The following is a 17,822-nucleotide window of genomic DNA, read 5'->3' on the forward strand; positions in this document are numbered from 1 at the left end:
TTGCTCAGCGCATGTAAATGCCGCCGTTGGCATCCCAACAGGCACCATTGACGAAGGCCGCCTGGGGGCTTGCCAGGAAGGCCACCATCTGGGCAACCAGTTCAGGAGCGCCCAGCTGCCCCACGGGGATATTGGCGAGCGCCTTGTCTAGGTTATCGCCGAGCACATCGCGCACCATGGGCGTATCCAGCGGCCCAGGGGCGATGGCGTTGCAGGTCACGCCATCCTTGGCAAGATCACGCGCGAAGATCTTAGTCAAAGTGAGAATCGCCCCTTTGGACGCCGCATAATGTGCGCCTGTCGCCGTACCACCATTCTGTCCGGCCAGCGAGGCGAGGTTGATGATCCGGCCATAACCGTTCGCTTTGAAGTGGCGTCCAAACACTTGGCAGCCCGTGAAGGTCCCTCCTGCATTGGTTGCCATGACCGCATTGAAATCCACTGGGGAGATATCCAGCACCCCCTGCACGGCCGTGCGAGCGGCATTATTGACGAGCACCTCGCAACTCCCAAAACGCTCGACGACCTTGTCCAGAACCGACTGAAAATCGTCGGGCTTATCCACATCCAAAGTCGCCGTCACGGCCAGCTCGCCCGCCAGATCCAGCTCGGAAGCTAGCTCCTCGGCAGGCTTGGGGTCGATGTCGGTGATCACCACGCGAAACCCTTCCTGGTGTAAAGCACGAACGATATGGACGCCTAATCCACGGGCGCCGCCGGTAACGACAGCTGTCTGTATCTTGTCGGGTAGTGGTGTGGCCATCAGAACAAATAGCTGAACGAATTCAGCACCCCATCTGAGTTAAGTAGACGAACCACCTTTTTCTGAAGCATGAAGCTTGAATCGGTGGTGGTGAGGGTATACCGCACGTTTGCTGCCCAGAGGCGCTGGCGTCCGAACTTGTCCTCGACAAGGTGCTGTGCGCAGGAAACAACGACCGTGTCGTCATCAACTGAGTCAATAACAAACCGCGATACGGTGCGAACAGTGGTGGCGGGGGGGGCCGACGAGATCGAAAACCCCTCCTGGAATCGCTTGATACGATCACGACGCATTTTGTCATCGTCGTAGCAGAGGTTAAGCACTTCTGCGTAATTTTCTGCTTCCTCGATAGGAATGATGTACAAGCCTTCGGGTTGCCAGAGATCGAGCCAAGTCTCATACTCTCTTGCATCCAGAATGGCAGCTTCGTTCCAGATGAATTGCGTGACCCACCACAGCAGGTTGTCTTGTTCGATATTGTTCATGTGTTACTCCTGCATCATCCGTTTCCACATTGCATAAGCGGCACGCATACCCGTTTCATCCGAGACATGGCCACGGGGTCCGACTTCTCCCTGAGCTTCCTTTTCGATGCCGCGGTCCACCAGAATAGGCAGCTCTGTTCCACCTTCGACGCCCCGCTGAATGCGCTCCCACACCTCTGCATCGTCAGGAGAACCGAACCCCATGGGTCCTTGGAAGTGCTCGTGTAAACGCAGCCGAATACGATTGGCCGCTGCGGGACCACCGTCCATGCCAAGCGCAATATGACGGATAGCAGTCTTGTCGACAGCCACCGGGGTCAGAACCCGGAAAAACGCCATCGAGCAGGCTACATTGGGGAACAAGTTAAGATTGAAGCCAGACCCGCCGACTGCTCGCACAATGCGACGCACTTGATCATCGGGATAGCCCTCGTTGCGCAGTTCATCCGCCAATGCCTCAAAGCGCTCGGGTATCTTGCGATCTAGATCCTCCTCCAGGTCGACCAGCTCGGGAATCATGACCATCACAGAGTGACCGTTCCCCAGGTCTTCAACAAACCCTTCACCATCCAGGAAGGTAAAGGTTTCCTCGGCTTCTTCGTCGAGCGACTGTAAAAAGGATTTATGTACAATGGGAAAGTGATAAGCATCCGTGGTGTTCTCAAGCTGCACTTTCCAGTTCATAGGAACTGAAAACTGATGCTCGCCGAGCGTCTTTACTGGGAAGCCGCCACCTTGCTTCATGAACAAGTCGATCCACTTCTTAGCAGCGCCAAGAAATTCCTCGAGCGGTTCGATATCGTCGTTAAACGTGGCAAAAACCATCCCGTTATAACTTTCGGTGCGCAGCGTAAATAGGCCAAGCTGGGTCTTGTCGAACTCTTCGCCATACTGCTCTGGATGGGGAATGGCGCGTAGACTGCCATCCAATCCATATCCCCAGCCATGATAAGGACACTGAAAAGAAGACGTCTTGCCTTTTTCGATTTCGCAAACTGTAGCGCCACGGTGTCGACAACGGTTCAACATGACGTGAATGTTGTTCTTACGATCACGCACCACGATGACCTGCTCACGGCCTACTGTAGAAAGTTTGAAAGCACCTTTATCTGGCACTTCGCTTTCGTGAGCCACCCATACCCATGTCTCGCGAAAAATCTTTTCCTGCTCTTTCTCAAACAGCTCTGGGCTGGTGTAGATCGTCGACGCAACCCGACCTGTCTCAACCAATCTGTCGGGATCCAGAGTAATGTTCTTGACGTCTATTAACTGGTTCATGCTGTTCTCCTTATTCCTTGGCCAGCGCCCTTTCATCCACAGCGCTGGCCGTTGACTAGCACTGTTTACTCAGGTACCACCAACTCACGTCCGATACGCGCTTCAACGCGCGCGTACTTCCAGAGTTTGTAGGTGCCATCACCCACTGGGGTGGTACGGAAAAAGTTGCAGGCTTCCACGACGGTATCGTAATCAGGCACATCAGCCATGATGTAAGCCGTCCAAGGCGCTGTTGCGGAGGGACCAACCATGATCCGGTCGTCGTCCATGATGCCCAGAATGGTGACGCCAGGTAGTCCATCAATGCCCTGCATCATCTGGCTGAAAGCTTGCCAAACCTGCTTGCCCTCTTCGGCAGGCGCATCCATAAAGTTCTGATTGATACCGATACAGAAAAGTACGCGTTGCATAGTGATAATCTCCGTTATGAGGTACGTAGGGCCGGTTACAGATAGCCCGGCAGTGGGTCATGGCCGAAAAAGATGGCTCCGGCATTTTTCCAAGTAATCTCACCCATAAAGGCGTGCTGGGTGCACAACTGCGAGTCGCGCAAGATGCGTGATAGTGGATGCGTGTTATCGGCGCCACTCATGCCGCTGATGCGATAGACATCTTGAATAGCTTCGGCACATTCGTGTGTTAGGTGAGTGGTGGACAAACGCAGTAAATTGATTTGGTCCCGGCTAGGCTCACCGCCCGCTTCAATGGCTTTCCAAGCGTCGTCCGTGCTCGCGTAAAAGAAGTGGCGTGCCGCATGCACGCGAGCCTCCGCCTTTGCCAGGGCGATCTGGGCATACTCACGCTCGCCCAAGTTGGGCGCGCCGGTGATCGACTTACGTCCCTGAACAGATGCGCGCACGAGATCCAGCGCCTCTCGCGCCATTCCCAGCGTAGTCACCGATAGCACCTGAGCAGCAAACGAAAGCGAGGGATAACGAAAAAACGATCCTTCGATGGTGGGTTCGCCACCCCGGACAAAGGTCCATTCCTCAGGCACCTCTACGCCCTCCACTACCAGATCATGGCTGCCGGTTCCCACCATGCCGATCATGTTCCAGGTCGGATCGATATCAACTTGAGAGCGAGGCATAACCGCCATGCGCGGCAGCGCACCCTCCTCCTCAGGCAGAATTCCCACGCCGCAAAGCGATGCCCCCATGCAGCCGCTAGCAAACTTCCAGCGGCCGCTCACCTTGAAGCCATTCTCGGTACGCTCGGCAGGCTGTGGCGGAAAAATACCACCCGCAAACACCACATCTGGGCTCTCCCGCCAGACTTCTCGGAGCGTGTTTTCAGGTAAGGCAGCAAGGTAGGCAGGGCTCATGCCAAAACTAGCCACCCAACCGGCCGAACCGTCAGCAGCAGAAATCGCTTCGACCATACGCAGGAATTCCGCCGGCGATTTTTCATCACCATCAAACCGTGCAGGCACCATGGCACGGTAGACGCCGATGGCCTTGAACTGATCGATAATATCCATGGGGATATGCCGTAGTGATTCAATCTCCTCACGTCTTGAACGGATATCGTCGAGCAATGCATCAAAACGCGCCTCGCCCCCCCACTGTTCTTTATTAACGTACTGCGGCATGGTTATCTCCTTGTTGGAATGTTGTCTCCACTGGCGTCCCTTGATGAATAAGTTGCCACCCGGCACGGCAAACTCCTGCATCGTCACCACGGCGACCTATCACTTGCATAGAAACAGGTAGTCCCTGACGCGACGGCAAAGGGATGGATAAAGCAGGATGGCCGGAAAGGTTAAAGGGGCGTGCAAAGAGCGATATGTTCAAATCCTGCCGACCCGCCAATGCCTCGCGAACCGTCATGGGAAAGTGCGGTAACGTCGGCAGTACCAAATAGTCATGCCGGGCTAGCAAGGTATCTACTTCAGAGGTGAAGGCATGGCGCACCTGCTCGGCTTCGGCGAGCTCACCATCGGAGGTAGAGGCTGCTGCACTCAAGCGCTTTTCTATATCGTGCCCCAGCTTGCCAATGCCAAGCAGCGCCTCACAAGCCAGGTAGGTTTCGCGATTAATAACAGTCATGGCTGCTTGAAATGCCTCATCCATCAGCGGCAATGACACTTCCATTCTCCTCGCGGTAGCGCGGCTAAGCTGATCTTCCAGACCTTCAAGGATGATCGATTCGGCACTGACCCTGGCGACCCCCAGTGTACTCATTGATCCAGCTACCGCCTGCGAGAATGCAGGATCCACCGCGCCCATAAAGTCGATTAGATCCTGTAAGTTACCCGCCAAGGGCCCGACACAGTCGAGGCTGCTCGCCGCGGGCATGACGCCATTCCGACTCAAACGACCAAAGGTAGGCTTCAATCCGTATACACCGCAGCAGGCTGCTGGTACGCGAATTGAGCCACCGGTATCGGTACCGATACCAATATCGGCAAGCCCCGCCGCGACGGCTGCCGCCGAACCACTTGATGAGCCACCGGGAATCAATTCTGGATAGTTGGGATTTTCCGGCGTTCCCGTCCAGCCATTCACACCCGTCATGCCAAAAGCCAATTCATGTAAATTGGCTTTGCCGACTATGTGATACCCCGCCTGAAGGGTACGCGAGACGATTTCAGCATGCGCCGAGGCCGGCGCTGCCTCGGCAAGGGCGGCCGATGCTGCCTGTGTGGGCGCGCCAGCAATATCGATCGTATCCTTGACGACAACGCGCTTACCGCCCTGCCCCATATTGAGTATTGATGTCAGTATCGCCATGCTAAATCGCCTCGATAGACATATCACATGAAATTTCAAGTATTTGAATCAAAATATATCTTTTCCAAGTTGCTAACGAATACTTAGCGAACGTTAAAGAATGAACAGCACAAGCTGAGGTAGTACAAGCAAAAGCGCAATGCACAGGATATAAGGAGGTAAAAAGTATCCAACCCCGCGAAAAGTCTCTCCAAGCCGAAGCTCCGCATCCAAACTTTTAACAATAAAGGCATTCACGCCCACTGGAGGAGTGATGGCCCCCATACTAGTGACAATGCATACCACCACACCAAACCATATAGGGTCATACCCTAGCGCAATGGCCACTGGGAAAAAGATAGGGATTGAGATAATCAGAAAGCCCATTGCATCCATCAAGGCTCCACCTACAATGTAGATCAAGAGGATAAAAGCCATGACTAATACCGCAGGCAAGGGTAATGCGGCTGCCCACTCACCCACCATGAACGGTAGCCGGGTAATGGTCAGAAAACGTCCAAAAATCACCGCTCCGGCGATCAGCATCAAAATCATTGCCGACGATTTCAAGGCGTTGGCAACGGCTTCCTGAAGGACCGTCCAGGTGAGCTTACCCTGAATCAGGGTAATTAGCATTGCACCAACACAACCAACTGCCGCCGCTTCCGTTGAGGTGAACCAGCCAGAGAAAAGCCCGCCCAAAACAAGTATGAACAGTACCCCAACCTCAATAACGCCTTTTAGTGAGCGCCAGCGTACGGACCACGATGAACGGCTGCCCGCTGGTCCCATATGAGGTTTGAAACGACACAGTAGCGCAATCGTTGCAATGAACAGCAAGACAAGAATAAGACCAGGCACAATACTGGCTAAAAACAGATCACGGATTGCCAGCTCAGCCTGCAGGGCAATAACGATTAATACCGAACTGGGAGGAATAATGACTCCTAGCGTCCCGCCTGCCGCAACACTTCCCGCACTTAGCGCCCGGTTGTAGCCAAATTTTTTCATTTCGGGTAGCGCAATAGTACCGACCGTCGCCGCAGTGGCGGTGTTCGAGCCGCTAACAGCCGCAAAACCTGCACTACTTAGAATAGTGGTTGTTGCCATAGAGCCGCGTAAATGGCCAATCCAAGCATAGGCCGAGGCAAATATTTTCTCCGTGATGCCCGAGCGAAAAAGGAGTTCACCCATAAAAATAAATAACGGAATGACACTCAACGAGTAACTTGATAACTGCTCCCAAATACCGGAACTGATCACGTTATAAGCGGCAATAGGGCTCGTCATATAAAGCATGCCGAAGAAACCGACCATGAACATCGCGAAGCTAATAGGCATTTTCGCTAAAATAAGTAGAAACAGGCAGAGTATTCCAACCAAGGCCACCATCGTCATACTCATTGTGTTACCACCTTTTTAAGACTGCTTATAAAATCAGTGAAGAGGACAAAACAAAATGCCGAAAAGCCTAACGCAACTAAATAAACAAAGGGATAAATCGCAACACGTAGAGTTTGAGATAAAGAGCCTCGTTGCATGGCATTAAAGCCATACTCCCAAAGTTTCCAGGCCACCATGGAGAAGAACAAAAAACTAGCCAGGGCAACTAACGTGGTTAAAGAGGCCTGAACACGTACCGTAAAGTGAGCAACCAGTAGATCCAGCTCCACATGCGCCCGTAAACGTTGCGAGTAGGCCAGCGAAAGCGCCACGACAACAGCCGTCAGCCAGCCCACCACTTCTGTAGTGCCTCCGAAAGATGCACTTACTTGACGTACGATGATATTACCTACCACGATAAACACCATCAGCAGAAGTGCAGATCCGGCTATATAGAGCAATAAAAGACTAACCAACCGATTTATCGTATGCATAAGAGCCTCTTTGAATCACCAACATTTATGTGCTTAACCGCAATTAAATGCGTTAGAAACATTCACAATTATTGATATTCGTTGATCAGCTCAACATAACGATCGTGCAGCTCAAAGGCAGGAAGCCCTTGAGATGCCACATCGTCCAGTCTTTCTTCGTTCAGAGGTTGTAGTAATTGAGACCAGCGTTGCGCTTCGCTTTCATCCAGGGTCAACTGCTCAACATCGTGATTTTCCGCCGCCCAGATTAAAGACTCTTCGATATGCTCATCCAAGTATGCGCCTGCGAAAGAAGCCATTTCAGCCCCCAGTGCATCAATTTCCTGTTTCACATTATCGGGCAGCGACTCCCAGCGCTGTTTGTTCATGACAGCGACGAAAACAACGTTGGTGAGTGGGTAATCGGTAATGTAGCTAACGTTTCGAGCGTACTGTAAGTCCATCAGCGTCTCGCGAGAGCCCACATAGCCGCTAACAATACCAGCTTGTAGCGCCTCGCCCGTCTCAGACTGCGTTAGACCAACGGGTACACCACCAAGTGCCTGCAGGACGGCAGTGCTATCACCTGGCACACGGATCTCTTGCCCCTCAAACTGTTCAAGTGATGTTACTGGCGTTTGGGTATGTAAATAGCCAGGCTCCGAAGTAAACGCTGTGATCACTTTGAACTCTTCAAGCCCCAGAGACTCAGCAGAAAACTCGCTAACTAGATCATAAAGCGCCTGACTTGCAACTTGCGAGCTCACTTCAATACCTGTAAGGCTGCCAATCAAGTTGATTAGCGGAAAACGGCCCGGCTCATAAGAGGTCGCAGAAAGCCCGATGTCTGCGACACCGTTCAAAACACCGTCATACATATTGGAAGCACTGAGTAGCGTACCTCCTGGGAAGGTATTGACTGACACCTGACCATCTGTTCGTTCACTGAGCAACGTCGCCCAGCGCTCCATCTGTACAGCAGGAAATGTCTGCGACGGAGCAAAAAAGGCATAGCTTAAATTCACGCTCTCGGCCAAGGCGGGCGTACTTAGTAAAATACCTGCACACACTCCTCCAAAACGCGCCATCAAATGCTGGCACGGAAACGCTTTTAATAGCTGATGCGGCTTACTAGTCATTGCTTAATACCTCTATTTTATTGTTGTGCTGCATGCAGGTGTATCATCCCGCACCACAAACATTCAACATCACATGAAAAGTAAAGTAAATACCCTAAAAGTTGTTTTTTTAACAATGCTAAAAACTAGCCAAAAATTAAAAACCCAATATTTATCATAATTTTATGAACGAAAATCATGGCGACATTTACGTTACGCTTTTACCCTCATCAACTTCAGCACCACATAAGTGCATCAAACACCACCTCGCCAGCTAAAGTGCACCCAATGTTAGATTCACATCCATCTTCGAACACTGCCTCAAAACCGTTTTCTTGTCTTACAGTGCAACATCAAATACCAGAGGCACGAGCGTATAAAGCGCGACAACAATCATCACTAGTCCAATCATATTCAGCCAGATACCTGCACGAATCATGTTTTTAATCGGCAGGTCTCCTGTCGCAAAAGCCACAGCATTGGAGGGCGTAGCCACCGGCAACATAAAGGCGCAGCTCACCGCAAACGTGACCACAATGGTCATCAAGAAAGGATCGATCCCTAACCCAGAAGCGATAGCCCCCATAATGGGGAAAAAAGCGGCAGCCGTTGCAGTATTACTGGTCAGCTCGGTCAATAGGATGATCACCAGAGCTGTCGCCGTCAGTATTACAATGGGTGGCAGGCCAACTAATCCAGAGACGCTCTCCCCGATCCAAATACTCAATCCTGTGGCGGTGAACTGTGCAGAGAGAGTCAAACCTCCGCCAAACAGAAGCAGCACCCCCCACGGAACGTCACGCGTTGCCGACCACTCCAGCAGCGCCCCCTGCCCCTTGGTCGCCGGAATGATAAACATTAATAAAGCGGCCAGAATGGCAATGCTGGTGTCATTGATATTGGAAAGCCAGGGCAGCGCTGATTGAACTACCGAAAGCTTGCCGATCAGCGGTACACATACCCAGAAAAACACGGCGCCAGCAAATACCATCAATACGCGCTTTTCCTCTGAGGAGAGTCGCCCCATTTCCTTGAGTTGCGACTCGATCATAGCTCGACCGCCCTGAACTTCCTCAACTTCCGCACGAAATACAATTTTGTTAAGCACAAACCAAGCTGCAATAAGCATGGTCGTGGAGAAAGGCACCCCCAACAGCATCCAATGACCAAAACCGATATCTAGCCCATGAGTCTCACTCATATAGGCTCGCATCAATGCCATAGGCGGTTGGCCGATTAGCGTTGCCATTGAGCCAATGGTGATCGCATAGGCAATACCTAGCAGAACAGCGGCTGAGAATTTCGGAGTATCATCGTCATTACCCAGGGACTTTACTAAAGCAATAATGGAGCCACCTATCGGGACCATAATAACGGCAGTGGCCGTGTTGCTGACCCACATAGTGATGAACCAGCTGGCAAACATTAGCCCGAAAACGATTTGAGCGGGTTTAGTGCCGACGGTGAGAATCGTTAACAATGCAAAACGACGATGTAGATTCCAGCGCTGCGTTGCCAAACCTAGCAGAACACCCCCAAGGACTAAAAATACGATGCTATGAGCATAAGGCGAAGCAGTTGCGCTAATCGAAGCGATATCAAAAAAGGGAAACAGCACCAGAGGTAATAATGATGTAGCCGGAATCGGTATCGCTTCGGTCATCCACCAGACTGCCATCAATATGGCAATCGCTGCTACAAGGCGAGCGTTGTAAGCCAATGAATCAGGCAAGAGAAAGAAAATAAGTAACCCAACTAACGGGCCCAGCAAGAGCGACAAAGGCTTGAATGTTGAAGCTTCATCATTGGAAGAATGGCTGGCCACTCCAGAAAATTGCGACATGAGAGTTACTCAAAATGAATCGTGCACTAGAGTGTTACGTATTAGAGCTTCATGCGACCAATACCTATGGGGTTGTCTTACATACCCAACTTAATGGAACAAACACTATGGCTCTTTCCCTATTTAAATAGACAATTCATACACTTGAATAAAAAACTTATTGTTTTATTAATACATAAGAATGGTCCCCAATTAAATTCAGGAGTATTACTGCCTAATATCTCAGGACTATTTAAGACTAATGGATTTGAAAGACGTAAAATTAAATCTAGTTAAATTATTTATTTCTTATTCCACTTTATTGTTTATCGAGGATATCGTCAGAAAAACCTCATCGTTTAAGATACATATCATTGTGGGCCAAGGGCATTAAGAGCAAACAGAGCCAGGCTTAGCGCTACTCAAGCGACTCATAGGGCAAACCCACATAGTTTTCGGCAATGGTGGCAAGCCCTGCTTTTGAGCTTGTCACGTAGTCCAATTCAGCCAGCTGCAGGCGGCTATTGAAATCCTCCTGTTCTGAAAACGTGTGCAGCATGGACGTCATCCACCACGCTTGAGGCTTGCTTGGGCTGGTTATGTATAACGTTAACCACGCCATTACCCAGGCCCGCATCGTTCAGCACCTGCCCAATCAGCGCGTGCGTATTCGGGCACATTTCAGAAGCTTTAACCACACGCCAAGGGGGCGGCAATGGCCCGCGTGCCCAGAATAATAGGCGCGTCCCAGGGCGCGATCCCCACCACCACACCGCACGGTACGCGAATGCCCATGGCCAGGCTATCAGGTACATTGGAGGGAATCACATCGCCCTGTATCTGGGTAGTCAAGGCGGCCGACTCGCGCAGCACGTTGGCAGCCACCATGACATTAAAGCTGGCCCAACCTGGGGCAGCACCGGTTTCATCGACCATGGCATCAATAAATTCTTGCTGGCGGGCCTCCATTAAATCGGCGGCTTTAGCCAGCTTCGCCCGGCGCTCGCCGGGGCCTGTCTGGGACCAAGACTTGAAAGCGCCGTGAGCCGCTTCGATAGCCCGGTTGACATCGTCAAGCGAGGCAGCTGCCACTTGTGAGACTGTTTCACCGCTCAGCGGATTGCAGCGTTTGAAGGTGGCACTATCTGAAGCAGGGAACTGCTGGCCGTCGATTAATAGTTGAACTGACGTCATGGCATGGCTTCATTTAATACAGGAAGTATTATTAATGTTCAGTCGATAACTAATCGATTATTCACCCCAGCTCAGCACCTGCTTGCGAATATCCAGGCCGGTCGCTTAGGTCACACCGTGGTTCGCCACGTCGCCCAAATCCGTTGCCAGCACGCCAAGCAGCTTCTCGGCGATTAGCTCGGGCGCTTCTATTGAAGGCACATGACCTACGCCGTCAAAAACCTCAAGCGGTGCGCCGTCAAGCTCGGCAGACAAGGCTTCTAGTGTCGCCGGCGGCGTGGCCAGATCTTCACTGCCGCCGAGTAGCTGCACCTTGACGTTCTTGTTGGAGAGCTTGCCGGTAAACGTCTCGCGGCCGAGCATTTCACACAGCTGCGCGTAGGATTCATCGTCACCGCGACCCATCTGAATGCACCAGCCCGCTTTCAGTGCGGGGTTTGCCTCAAAGGCCGCCGCTGCAAACCAGCGCGGCACGATCTCTGGTGACATCGCCGCAAGCCCTTCCTGACGCACACGGCCTGCGCGGGTGCTCCATAAATCAGACGTGCCGATGACCGCGCCGGTATTGGTAAGCGTGGCGGAGAACAGACGCTCGCTATGCTCAGCAATCAGCTGCTGGCCTACCACGCCCCCCACCGAAGTGCCGGCGAAATGAAAGCGCGCAGCGCCCGCAAGTTCGGCAAGCGCCAAGGCCTCGGCGGCTAGATTGGCGGGCGTAAGCTGCTCGCCGGTGACTGCCTGGCTGGCGCCATGACCGGGTAAATCCCAGGTAAGTACGCGATAGCGCGGCAGCAGCACGGGAATAACGTCGTCCCATACGGCCTGGCTCATGCCTAGCGGATGAGCCAATACGATAAGCGGATTCGCCGCAGCGCCCAGTAGCCGATAGGCCACGCTGCGGCCGTTGATGGTATGAAATGCCATGGATATCTCCGTTAAGCGCGTTCGATCAGCGTAGCAATACCCTGGCCCACGCCCACACACATGGTGCACAGGGCATAGCGTTTGCCGCTGTTTTGCAGCTCATGCGCAGCGGTTAGCAGTAGCCGCGCGCCGGACATGCCCAGCGGATGGCCCAGCGCAATCGCGCCGCCGTTAGGGTTAACACGTGGGTCGTCGTCTTCAAGGCCTAAATCGCGCATACAGGCCAGCGCCTGGGCGGCAAACGCTTCGTTAAACTCGAACACATCGATCTCATCCAGCGAAATACCGGTACGCTTGAGCAGTTTCTGCACGGCGGGAACCGGGCCGTAACCCATGATGCGTGGCTCGACCCCGGCCGTTGCCATGCCGATAATCTTGGCCATGGGCGTCAGGCCGTGCTGCTGAACAGCCGCTTCGCTTGCCACCAGCATCGCGGCTGCGCCGTCGTTAACGCCGGAGGCGTTGCCTGCCGTGATGCTGCCGCCATCGCGGAAGGGTGTCGGCAAGGCGGCGAGTTTCTCCAGCGTGGTTTCCCGCGTGTGCTCATCGGTATCAAAGATCAGCGGCTCTTGCTTACGGCGCGGAATCTCAATGGCGGTGATTTCCTGGGCAAACCGGCCGGCCTTTTGGGCGGCAGCAGCTTTCTGCTGGGAGCGCAGCGCAAACGCGTCCTGATCTTCCCGGGAAATATTGAACTGCTCGGCGACGTTCTCCGCCGTCTCAGGCATGGAGTCCACTCCATAGGCTTTCTTCATCAACGGATTGATAAACCGCCAGCCAATGGTGGTGTCTTCGATTTTCTGCCCGCGGGCGAAGGCGCTGTCGGCTTTGCCCATCACATAAGGCGCGCGCGACATCGATTCCACGCCGCCGGCCAGCGCCAGCTCCATTTCACCGGCTTTAATCGCCCGAAACGCCGTACCTACCGCGTCCATGCCTGACCCGCACAGGCGGTTCATGGTGGTGCCAGGAACCGAGGTGGGGATGCCTGCCAGGAGTGACGACATGCGCGCGACGTTGCGGTTATCTTCACCGGCCTGGTTGGCACAGCCCATAAAGACTTCTTCAATTGCAGCAGGATCGAGATCCGGCGCATCGGCCAGCACTGCCTTGAAGATCGTGGCGGCGAAATCATCCGGACGCACACTTGCCAGCGTGCCGCCAAACCGGCCTACGGCGGTACGTCGCGGGTGACATAAATAAACGTTTGTCATAACCGACTCCTTATTCGCCCGTGTGGGCGCGTTCGGTGCGGGCTTTCAGCTCGCGCAGGATCTCAAGTTCTTTCTCGCTGGGCTCAGGGGTGCTCTCAAGCTGATCGGCAAAACGCACCTCCCAACCGGTTGCATCCATTACGTCCTCGCGATTAACACCGGGATGCAGCGATACCACGACCAGCTCTTTGGTCTCGGGGTCGGGCTTCATCACGCATAAATCGGTGATAACTCGCGTGGGGCCTTTGCCAATATTAGGCACGTTATCGCGCCCTTTGCCGTCACGGCCAAAGCCTAGCGTCGTGACAAAATCGACGTCTTTGACGAAGGCCCGTCGGGAATGTTTCAGGGTAATAAACACTTCGCCAGCGTTGGTAGCAATCTCCGGTGCACCGCCACCGCCCGGCAGGCGTACCTTGGGCTCACGGTAATCGCCGATCAACGTGGTATTCAGGTTTGCGAAACGGTCGATTTGCGCTGTGCCCAAAAAGCCCACGTTCACTTTGCCGCCCTGCAGCCAGTAGCGGAACATTTCCGGCACTGCCACGGTGGTCAACGCCGACTCGCACAGCTCGCCGTCACCAATGGAAAGCGGAAGAATATCGGGCTTGGTTTGCAACGTGCCGGATTCGTAAATCAAGACTACGTCCGGCGCATGGGTAAGGCGCGCCAGGTTGGCAGCTTCGGAAGGCAGGCCGATACCCACAAAGCAGGTGGTACCGTTTTCCAGCGCGCGTGCCGCGGTGACGGTCATCATTTCAGAAGAGGTGTATTCCAGACTCATCAGACGTTCTCCCCTGCATGATTTTGAACACCCTTAAAGACGTTCTCATCGAGCCACTGAGTAAAGGTGTCGCGGTCGCGGGCGATGGCATCCCACTCTTTATAAAAACGGTTACTGCGACCGTAATAGCCGTGGGTGTAAGAAGGCAGCGCGCCTTTTTCTGCCACCGCAATGGCGCTGATCGCCCAGCCTGGAATGACGCAGGCATTGGGGTGCGCTTTCAGATCATCGACGATCTCTTCGACCGTGACGATACTGTGCTTGGCGGCGAGTATGGCTTCTTTCTGTACGCCGACAATTCCTTCCACCAGCACGTTGCCCTGGCGGTCCGCACGCTGAGCGTGAACGATGGAAACATCGGGGCGCACTGAAGGCACCGCTGCCAGACGCTCACCGGTAAACGGGCACTCAATGAACTTGATCTGATCGTTCACGCTGGGCAATTCACTGCCGATGTAGCCGCGGAAAACAGCCAGCGGCAGGCCAGCCGCGCCCGCTTCAAAGGCGCACGCCATGGCCGCGTGGCTGTGCTCAAGAATCTCGATCTTGTGCGGCCAGCCTTTCTCCACGGCATCACGCAGGCGATGCAACGACCCGACTCCTGGGTTTCCACCCCAGGAAAAGATCACTTTCTTGGCGCAGCCGGCGCCAATCAACTGATCATAGATGATGTCAGGGGTCATACGGATCAGCGTCAGGTCGCGCCTTTTCTGGCGGATCACTTCGTGACCAGCGGCAAATGGAATCAGGTGGGTAAAGCCTTCCATGGCCACGGTAGCGCCGTCCTGGACGTAGCGCGCTACCGCGTCATGTAAGCTGAGAAACTCGGCCATGATGGGTGCCTCTTAGCGGGTCGTTGGCATGCTTGTTAATGAGTGGTCAACACTTAGTTCGCAAAGCGAACACAGATCCTCTATACGAACAAGTTACTGCTGAACGTTATTGGGGTCAATTCCACCCACGCATACCTTGAGCTCTTCTACGGCGCCCGCCTATCTCACAACCTACGCTAAGCAATTGTTTTGAAATTAATTTATTACGATTCCAGCCATTTTATGGCGCGTTCGACCTGGACCCCGCTGCTACCAAGGTATAAAGCCGGATCGCAAGCTTTACGTAGCGAGTCGTTATCAATAGTTCCGTTTGCCTCAGGATGATCGGCCAGTGCTTCGATCAACACCTCTGCATAATCTCTTGCTTCACGACGCGAGGTTTCCGCCGCCGATGCACTTAGGCCTTTGGCGTCATCTGCGCCTAGCACCGGGGTCAGCAGCCGTGCCACCGGCTCAGCCATAATGCCGCCCCCAGTCGCCGCCAGGTTGCGCCACATGTTATCGGGATATACTTCAAGCCCTTCAAGCAGCACGGCCGCCTGTTCCAGCGCGCCTTCCACCAGCAGGACGCTTTCCACCAGCGGAGCCCACTCGGCATGCCATTCGCCCAATCCGCGCTCCAGCGGCTGGGCGGCAGCGTTCAGCAACACGCTAGCATGCCCATGTACCTGCCTTGCCGCGCCCCTGATCAGCGCACTGCGCACCGGGTTTCGCTTATGGGGCATCGAGGAGGACTCGCCCATCCCCGGTGCTGAAGGCTCGGCCACCTCGCCTACTTCAGTCTGGGTGAGAAGCGATACATCCAAGGCCAGTTTCTCGGCAGCGCCCGCTACGGCATCCAGCGCCGTGCCCAGCGCATGGATAGGGTAACGGTCGGTATGCCATGGCAATACCGGTGCTGCCAGACCTAGCTTTTCAGCCAAGGCGTCCATCCACTCAAGCCCCAGTGCATCCCACCCGGAAGCACGCATCTAACGCGTACCGGCTCATAAAAGGATGTTTTAAAAATCCAGCAGGCATGGGCGCTTAGCCTCCTTTTAGCGTTATAGAGAACCACAAGAACAGTTTAGACATGCGAAACTGAACACATTTGTACACATGTTCGCCATTCGAACTATACGCTAAAGAGAGGGAAAGGCGTTTGCAACCGTCATTCAGCAGTCGCTTTGACTCACCATCGAATGCATCTTGGCTGCGACAGAAATCGGCCATGATGCATGTTCTCTATCATGGCCAAGCGAATGAGGTCGGGATTTTCGACTGAAAACAAAAAGTAAATCTTACCGATGGCGTAACGCCAAAATGCTGTCGGAGATGGTTTTTTCGTAATTAGAGGGGTGTGTTTCTTACATCACGCCTGATAACCGCATGAATGTTTAATAAACCTCTGGCTGCTTTTTAAACAGCGCCTATCGAGCCTTCATAATAGCGTCAAGAGCCGCTTGATATCCGTGTACTCCAAGCCCTGCGATCACCCCATCGGCGCGCAGCGACACATAGGAGTGGTGGCGAAAACTCTCACGCTTGTGCACATTGGAGATATGCACTTCGATGACAGTGCCTTCGAACGCGTTTAGCGCATCGAGTATGGCAACCGATGTGTGCGTATAGGCTGCCGGGTTTATAATTATCGCCTGGCTACCGTCCTGACGGGCGGCGTGTATTGCATCGATCAGTGCGCCTTCGTGGTTGCTTTGAAAGCAGTTGATTTCCCACCCTGCCAACACTGCCGTCTCGCGCAGCTGGTTATTCACGTCATCCAGGGTTTCATGACCATAGATTTCGGGCTGTCGTGTGCCTAAAAGGTTGAGGTTCGGCCCGTGAAGCACCGTTACTTTTTGTTGGCCCATAAGTAGCTTTCCTAATGGTGAGTAAAGCAAATGTGAGGCGCGCATATATCATGGCACAGACTAACGAATAATTGTTCGCTATTCGAACAACATGTTACATTGGAATTTTGAAATGCGTCCAAACGGTGGATCATTCGTTATGAAAGACTCTTTACAAGAAGACACTCTCACGCCCGATAGCCGTGACTTTGTTTCAGCGCTTGCCAGTGGCCTGGATGTCATCTTGGCGTTTGACGATACCCATTCGCGCATGACGTTAAGCGAGGTCGCCGCGCGAACCGACATGAACCGCGCCAAGGCGCGCCGCTTTCTACTAACACTGCACGCCTTGGGCTATGTTCGCAAACATCAGCGCTATTTCGAGCTGGCACCCAAGGTCTTGCAGCTAGGCTATTCGTTTCTTTCCGCTAATAATTATCGTAGCGTTATCCAGCAGTACTTGGAAGATATTACCGCGCAAACCGGCGAATCCTCATCGCTTGGCCAGCTTGAAGGTGATGATGTTATCTATATCGCACGCTCGGCCGCGCCTCACCGCTTGATGGCGATCTCCCTTTCCGTGGGTACACGTCTGCCGGCGGCCCATACCTCAATGGGCCACGTGCTGCTTGCCCAGCTATCTGAGCGGGCGTTGGAAAGCTATCTTGAGCGTATCGCACTGAAGCGCTACACCGATAAAACCATTATCGACAAGGGCGCGCTTAAAAAGCGGATTGAAACGGTACGTCAACAGGGTTATGCCATTGCCGACCAAGAGCTGGACTCGGGCTTGCGCTCATTAGCAGTACCTGCGTTTAACGCATCAGGGCAACTGCTTGGGGCAATCAATATCAGTACGAACGCAGCGCGCATTGATATGGATACACTGCTGGAGGAATACTTGCCGCTTTTACAAGACAAAGCGGCGCAGATCCGAGCTTCTATTACGACCTAGGCTAATAAAGCGTTGTCATTAATTAGTAGGCTATGCTTAAAGGCCCGCTGCCGGTG

At 53.5% G+C, this 17,822-nt stretch carries 19 protein-coding genes; 1 reads left to right on the forward strand and 18 read right to left on the reverse strand.

Annotation, left to right across the window (positions count from 1 at the left end; all coding sequences use genetic code 11):
* Positions 1-4 precede the first annotated feature (4 nt).
* From INT33_RS09980 to aroQ, 18 genes are all read right to left on the reverse strand, one after another.
* Positions 5-763, reverse strand: a complete 759-nt coding sequence (locus tag INT33_RS09980; protein ID WP_193091797.1) for an SDR family NAD(P)-dependent oxidoreductase — start codon at positions 761-763, stop codon at positions 5-7.
* Positions 763-1,248 (reverse strand): aromatic-ring-hydroxylating dioxygenase subunit beta, encoded by a 486-nt coding sequence (locus INT33_RS09985; RefSeq protein WP_193091798.1) that lies wholly within the window; start codon positions 1,246-1,248, stop codon positions 763-765. The genes INT33_RS09980 and INT33_RS09985 overlap by 1 nt, the downstream gene beginning before the upstream one ends.
* Before the next feature lie 3 nt (positions 1,249-1,251).
* Entirely contained in the window at positions 1,252-2,526 is a 1,275-nt protein-coding gene (locus INT33_RS09990; RefSeq protein ID WP_193091799.1) for an aromatic ring-hydroxylating oxygenase subunit alpha, read from the reverse strand.
* Positions 2,527-2,591: 65 nt separating this feature from the next.
* Complete coding sequence (locus INT33_RS09995) at positions 2,592-2,936, reverse strand: IacB protein (protein WP_226940145.1); 345 nt, start codon at positions 2,934-2,936, stop codon at positions 2,592-2,594.
* Positions 2,937-2,971: 35 nt separating this feature from the next.
* On the reverse strand, positions 2,972-4,117 hold the full coding sequence (locus tag INT33_RS10000) for an acyl-CoA dehydrogenase family protein (protein WP_193091800.1): 1,146 nt from the start codon (positions 4,115-4,117) through the stop codon (positions 2,972-2,974).
* The gene (locus tag INT33_RS10005; RefSeq protein ID WP_193091801.1) at positions 4,101-5,258 is read right to left on the reverse strand and encodes an amidase; all 1,158 of its coding nucleotides are present in this window, start codon (positions 5,256-5,258) and stop codon (positions 4,101-4,103) included. Before INT33_RS10005 ends, INT33_RS10000 begins: the two co-directional genes overlap by 17 nt.
* A 93-nt stretch (positions 5,259-5,351) precedes the next feature.
* Positions 5,352-6,641: a TRAP transporter large permease gene (locus INT33_RS10010; RefSeq protein ID WP_193091802.1), complete on the reverse strand. Its 1,290-nt coding sequence runs from the start codon at positions 6,639-6,641 to the stop codon at positions 5,352-5,354.
* Positions 6,638-7,114, reverse strand: coding sequence for a TRAP transporter small permease (locus INT33_RS10015; RefSeq protein WP_193091803.1), 477 nt, complete (start codon positions 7,112-7,114; stop codon positions 6,638-6,640). Before INT33_RS10015 ends, INT33_RS10010 begins: the two co-directional genes overlap by 4 nt.
* A gap of 68 nt (positions 7,115-7,182) precedes the next feature.
* Positions 7,183-8,232, reverse strand: coding sequence for a TRAP transporter substrate-binding protein (locus tag INT33_RS10020; RefSeq protein ID WP_226940146.1), 1,050 nt, complete (start codon positions 8,230-8,232; stop codon positions 7,183-7,185).
* Positions 8,233-8,551: 319 nt separating this feature from the next.
* Entirely contained in the window at positions 8,552-10,054 is a 1,503-nt protein-coding gene (locus INT33_RS10025) for an SLC13 family permease (RefSeq protein WP_193091804.1), read from the reverse strand.
* A 397-nt stretch (positions 10,055-10,451) separates the two neighbouring features.
* Positions 10,452-10,592, reverse strand: coding sequence for a hypothetical protein (locus INT33_RS10030; RefSeq protein ID WP_226940147.1), 141 nt, complete (start codon positions 10,590-10,592; stop codon positions 10,452-10,454).
* Positions 10,593-10,723: 131 nt separating this feature from the next.
* Positions 10,724-11,227 (reverse strand): aldehyde dehydrogenase family protein, encoded by a 504-nt coding sequence (locus INT33_RS10035; RefSeq protein WP_226940148.1) that lies wholly within the window; start codon positions 11,225-11,227, stop codon positions 10,724-10,726.
* A gap of 105 nt (positions 11,228-11,332) precedes the next feature.
* Positions 11,333-12,151: an alpha/beta fold hydrolase gene (locus INT33_RS10040; RefSeq protein WP_193091805.1), complete on the reverse strand. Its 819-nt coding sequence runs from the start codon at positions 12,149-12,151 to the stop codon at positions 11,333-11,335.
* Positions 12,152-12,162: 11 nt separating this feature from the next.
* Entirely contained in the window at positions 12,163-13,365 is a 1,203-nt protein-coding gene (gene pcaF, locus INT33_RS10045) for a 3-oxoadipyl-CoA thiolase (RefSeq protein ID WP_193091806.1), read from the reverse strand.
* A 10-nt stretch (positions 13,366-13,375) separates the two neighbouring features.
* Positions 13,376-14,149 (reverse strand): CoA-transferase subunit beta, encoded by a 774-nt coding sequence (locus INT33_RS10050; protein ID WP_193091807.1) that lies wholly within the window; start codon positions 14,147-14,149, stop codon positions 13,376-13,378.
* Complete coding sequence (locus tag INT33_RS10055) at positions 14,149-14,982, reverse strand: CoA transferase subunit A (protein ID WP_193091808.1); 834 nt, start codon at positions 14,980-14,982, stop codon at positions 14,149-14,151. The genes INT33_RS10050 and INT33_RS10055 overlap by 1 nt, the downstream gene beginning before the upstream one ends.
* A gap of 203 nt (positions 14,983-15,185) precedes the next feature.
* Positions 15,186-15,953 (reverse strand): lyase family protein, encoded by a 768-nt coding sequence (locus INT33_RS10060; RefSeq protein ID WP_226940149.1) that lies wholly within the window; start codon positions 15,951-15,953, stop codon positions 15,186-15,188.
* Positions 15,954-16,391: 438 nt separating this feature from the next.
* The gene (gene aroQ, locus INT33_RS10065; RefSeq protein WP_193091809.1) at positions 16,392-16,832 is read right to left on the reverse strand and encodes a type II 3-dehydroquinate dehydratase; all 441 of its coding nucleotides are present in this window, start codon (positions 16,830-16,832) and stop codon (positions 16,392-16,394) included.
* 139 nt (positions 16,833-16,971) lie between these two features.
* Between aroQ and INT33_RS10070 the strand changes: the two genes are divergently transcribed.
* A complete protein-coding gene (locus INT33_RS10070; protein WP_193091810.1) occupies positions 16,972-17,766 on the forward strand; it encodes an IclR family transcriptional regulator domain-containing protein in 795 nt (264 codons plus the stop codon).
* Positions 17,767-17,822 lie beyond the last annotated feature (56 nt).

This window comes from Halomonas colorata, assembly GCF_014897985.1.
Classification (GTDB): domain Bacteria; phylum Pseudomonadota; class Gammaproteobacteria; order Pseudomonadales; family Halomonadaceae; genus Vreelandella; species Vreelandella colorata.

Coding starts and splice junctions, on each gene's coding strand:
- INT33_RS09995 (WP_226940145.1), bottom strand. CDS start 2,936: ATGCAACGCGTACTTTTCTGTATCGGTATCAATCAGAACTTTATGGAT.
- INT33_RS10030 (WP_226940147.1), bottom strand. CDS start 10,592: ATGCTGCACACGTTTTCAGAACAGGAGGATTTCAATAGCCGCCTGCAG.
- INT33_RS09980 (WP_193091797.1), bottom strand. CDS start 763: ATGGCCACACCACTACCCGACAAGATACAGACAGCTGTCGTTACCGGC.
- INT33_RS10055 (WP_193091808.1), bottom strand. CDS start 14,982: ATGGCCGAGTTTCTCAGCTTACATGACGCGGTAGCGCGCTACGTCCAG.
- pcaF (WP_193091806.1), bottom strand. CDS start 13,365: ATGACAAACGTTTATTTATGTCACCCGCGACGTACCGCCGTAGGCCGG.
- INT33_RS10040 (WP_193091805.1), bottom strand. CDS start 12,151: ATGGCATTTCATACCATCAACGGCCGCAGCGTGGCCTATCGGCTACTG.
- INT33_RS09985 (WP_193091798.1), bottom strand. CDS start 1,248: ATGAACAATATCGAACAAGACAACCTGCTGTGGTGGGTCACGCAATTC.
- INT33_RS10010 (WP_193091802.1), bottom strand. CDS start 6,641: ATGAGTATGACGATGGTGGCCTTGGTTGGAATACTCTGCCTGTTTCTA.
- INT33_RS10060 (WP_226940149.1), bottom strand. CDS start 15,953: ATGCGTGCTTCCGGGTGGGATGCACTGGGGCTTGAGTGGATGGACGCC.
- INT33_RS10070 (WP_193091810.1), top strand. CDS start 16,972: ATGAAAGACTCTTTACAAGAAGACACTCTCACGCCCGATAGCCGTGAC.
- INT33_RS10020 (WP_226940146.1), bottom strand. CDS start 8,232: ATGACTAGTAAGCCGCATCAGCTATTAAAAGCGTTTCCGTGCCAGCAT.
- INT33_RS10050 (WP_193091807.1), bottom strand. CDS start 14,149: ATGAGTCTGGAATACACCTCTTCTGAAATGATGACCGTCACCGCGGCA.
- INT33_RS10005 (WP_193091801.1), bottom strand. CDS start 5,258: ATGGCGATACTGACATCAATACTCAATATGGGGCAGGGCGGTAAGCGC.
- INT33_RS10015 (WP_193091803.1), bottom strand. CDS start 7,114: ATGCATACGATAAATCGGTTGGTTAGTCTTTTATTGCTCTATATAGCC.
- INT33_RS09990 (WP_193091799.1), bottom strand. CDS start 2,526: ATGAACCAGTTAATAGACGTCAAGAACATTACTCTGGATCCCGACAGA.
- INT33_RS10035 (WP_226940148.1), bottom strand. CDS start 11,227: ATGACGTCAGTTCAACTATTAATCGACGGCCAGCAGTTCCCTGCTTCA.
- INT33_RS10025 (WP_193091804.1), bottom strand. CDS start 10,054: ATGTCGCAATTTTCTGGAGTGGCCAGCCATTCTTCCAATGATGAAGCT.
- INT33_RS10000 (WP_193091800.1), bottom strand. CDS start 4,117: ATGCCGCAGTACGTTAATAAAGAACAGTGGGGGGGCGAGGCGCGTTTT.
- aroQ (WP_193091809.1), bottom strand. CDS start 16,832: ATGGGCCAACAAAAAGTAACGGTGCTTCACGGGCCGAACCTCAACCTT.